Source organism: Actinospica durhamensis, assembly GCF_018139695.1.
In the GTDB taxonomy this organism is placed as follows: domain Bacteria; phylum Actinomycetota; class Actinomycetes; order Streptomycetales; family Catenulisporaceae; genus Actinospica; species Actinospica durhamensis.
In genome coordinates, this window is sequence record NZ_JAGSOG010000485.1 from 1 (window position 1) to 2,877 (window position 2,877).

3 protein-coding genes are annotated in these 2,877 nt (G+C 69.0%); 2 read left to right on the forward strand and 1 reads right to left on the reverse strand.

Annotated features, from left to right (window positions below):
- The first annotated feature begins 634 nt into the window (after positions 1 to 634).
- The gene (locus KDL01_RS40190; protein ID WP_212533976.1) at positions 635 to 1,312 is read left to right on the forward strand and encodes a M15 family metallopeptidase; all 678 of its coding nucleotides are present in this window, start codon (positions 635 to 637) and stop codon (positions 1,310 to 1,312) included.
- Positions 1,313 to 1,387: 75 nt separating this feature from the next.
- The gene (locus KDL01_RS40195; protein WP_212533977.1) at positions 1,388 to 1,993 is read left to right on the forward strand and encodes a hypothetical protein; all 606 of its coding nucleotides are present in this window, start codon (positions 1,388 to 1,390) and stop codon (positions 1,991 to 1,993) included.
- 22 nt (positions 1,994 to 2,015) lie between these two features.
- Here KDL01_RS40195 and KDL01_RS40200 read toward each other — a convergent pair whose 3' ends face one another.
- Positions 2,016 to 2,723 (reverse strand): hypothetical protein, encoded by a 708-nt coding sequence (locus tag KDL01_RS40200; RefSeq protein ID WP_212533978.1) that lies wholly within the window; start codon positions 2,721 to 2,723, stop codon positions 2,016 to 2,018.
- Between the last annotated feature and the right edge of the window lie 154 nt (positions 2,724 to 2,877).

Genomic DNA, 2,877 nt, shown 5'->3' on the forward strand with positions numbered 1-2,877 from the left:
CCCCCGCCGACGCACCCCTCACCGAAGTAGCCGCCGTCGCTGCCGACGTGGCCTGATCTGACGGCCGTCTTGCCGACGCACATACGGAAACGCGGCCTCCGGCGGGGAAATCTGTCGGGGGTGCGCAGCTGGAGGGTCGATGAGGGGTGTGCGGGTCCAGCTGCCTGTCGTAGCTACGGCAGTCGGGCTTCGTGATCTGCGGCGAGCTCGAGGCGTGCGAGGGCAGCCTCGCTGTCGGTCTCCTCTGTCAGGATGCCGGCATGACTTCCAGCGTCGAACTGTCGGGTCCGGCCGACTCGAAGGCAGGTTCTTCTGGGACTGCGTCTGAACCCCCGATACAACGCGCACTGAGCCGACACCAGACCGCACCCGCTGGTACCACCACCGACACGCACGCGCGCCCAAGACGCAGCACTACGCAGATCACGAAGTCCGACTCACGTACTACGGTCGCCCTGTTGGTGTGCGACGCTGTCGTGCATGGGTGCTGCGACGCGCGATGAGCTTTCGCTCATCACGGAAGAGCCCAGCGCCACATACTTCCGTCGGGTGCGGCGACTCGCCGAGCTCGTGTGCGCTCTGGAGGCGTGAGCGCGGCCGACGGGTCGTGAGCGCTGTCAGTCATAATCACGGGATGGACTCCCTGGATCGCGCCGTGCCCGCCGGGATCGTGTTGATGGCCGACCCGCGGGTCGCGGCGGTGCCGGTTCACGAGGTGGGCGGGGAACTGCTGGACGTGCGGGACTGCGAGATGCTCCGGGTCTCGTCCTTTCGGGCCGATGCGGAAGGGGCGTTCGCGCACGTGCGTATGGAGGTCCTGGACCGGCTGGTCGGCGCCGACGACGCGCTTGCCGACGGGTTACGGCTGCTGATCGTCGAGGGCTATCGGCCGCCCGCGGTCCAACGCCGGTACTTCCGGGAGTACCGGGCGGTGCTGCGCGATGCCAACCCCGACTGGAGCGAGGATCGGCTTCAGCTCGCGGCGAGCCGCTACGTGAGCCCGCCGGAGATCGCTCCGCACAGTGCGGGCGCCGCCGTCGACCTGACTCTGTGTACGGCGGAAGGAGTCGAACTCGACCTCGGTAGCGCTGTCAACGCGACGCCGGAGGAATCGGCAGGAGCCTGCTACACCGACCACCCGGGCCTGTCCGCCGAAGCGAAGCACTACCGGGCCGTGCTGGCGGCCTCGCTGACCGGGGCCGGGTTCGTCAACTACCCCACCGAATGGTGGCACTGGTCCTATGGCGACCGGTACTGGGCCCTGGCCACCGGCGCCCCGGCAGCGCTCTACGGCTCGCTCGATCGGCCCTGACACCGGGCGTCTTCGCGCCGCCGTCGCGTCGTATCAGGTCGCGTTGTATCAGGATACTGGGGTATGGGGTTCGGTATGGGCTTCTTCGAGTCGATGTCCGCACCGCCGCCCGTCGATACGGTGCGTCCCAAGGATGGGCCGTGGATGCGGCCGGAACGGGTGGTGCCCGGGAGCGTGGCGGCGGATGTCGTGTTGATCCACACCGACGAGGTGGCGGTGGTGGTGAGCGGCATGCGGGCGTACGCCAACGGGTTCGAGCTGGACGTGCACGCGCGCCAGCGCCATGCGCCGGCCGAGGGGCGCTGGATTTCCCGGGGACCGAAGGCCGCGCCGCCGAAGGGTGAGGAGGTCGACCCGGGCGAGCTCGGGGATCAGATGCTGCGGTTCGGGGTGCTCTACGCGGACGCGCGGCGTGGCTCGACGCCTCGGCTGCCGGGACCACTCCAACGGGAGCCGCCGCCGGTCGGCGAGGTGCTGATCGCGGAGATCTCGGCCGGCCACGGCAATCGGCGGGACTTGAAGAGCACCTACTGGATTCACCCGCTGCCCCCGCACGGACCGCTCGTGTTCGTCGCGTCCTGGCTCGGATGGGGCGTCGCCGAGACACAGGTGCCGATGGACAGCGCCCTGATCCGCGAGGCGTCACAGCGTACTGTGACGCTCTGGCCGGACGGCACGTGATCCGGAGCCCCGTGGGCGGAGCTTAGGAGAAGGCCACTTCCTCGAAGCCGATGACGATCTTCTGGAGCGTGGAAGACCGCTTCTCGCCGAACCGGTACCAGGCGTTGTCGGTATGCGCGTCCTCGCGTTCGGCCATGATCGGGACGATCTCCCACAGCTCGTCCGACGATACGGGGCTGGACATCGAGAATCGCAGGCCCGGCGCGATCGGGATGGAAGCCCGGGCGGACGGGCAGAGCTGCGCGACGCATACGAACGCCGTGATCCGCGGGAGGTATCCCAGGTCGTAGCCGTCCAGCGCCAAGACTGCCGCCGCCTGGCTTCCGGTCACCGTGAGCACGGGCTCTGGCGTCTGCCCGGCGCTGACGTGCAGCGTCGCGACGGGGCTCGCGTAGTCCACGCCGATGTACCACGGCGTGTACGTGTCGGCGGTGCCGTGGAGCAGGCAGTACCAGCAGGAGTTGGGATTCGGGGAGGCGTGTGCGCTGAGCGTTACCCGTGCCATCGAGTCCGCCGGGAGCGCGGCCGGGCTGCACGGGTCGGCGAACGAACATGCGGGCTGTTTGCCGCCGACCGGCGACCTGTCGACGATGTCCGCCGCGTCGCCGGTGAGGGTGGTCGTGGTCGGCGAACCCTGAAACGAGCCGCCAGCCAGGCTGAAGGTGCCCAGGCCGAGTGCGACGACAGGTATCAGGATGGCGAACGTTCGCAGGACTCGTCGACGAGTCACGTCAGGTACTCCCTGGTATCGGATGTCCAGGTGAGGCAGCGTAGTGGATGGCCCTCGTCAGCGCCGTATTTCCTCTTTGATGGAGCGGGGCTACCATGTGGCCGCGCGGCGCCGGGCGGGCGTCGTGACGGGTCGGGTCGAGTCGGGTCGGGGG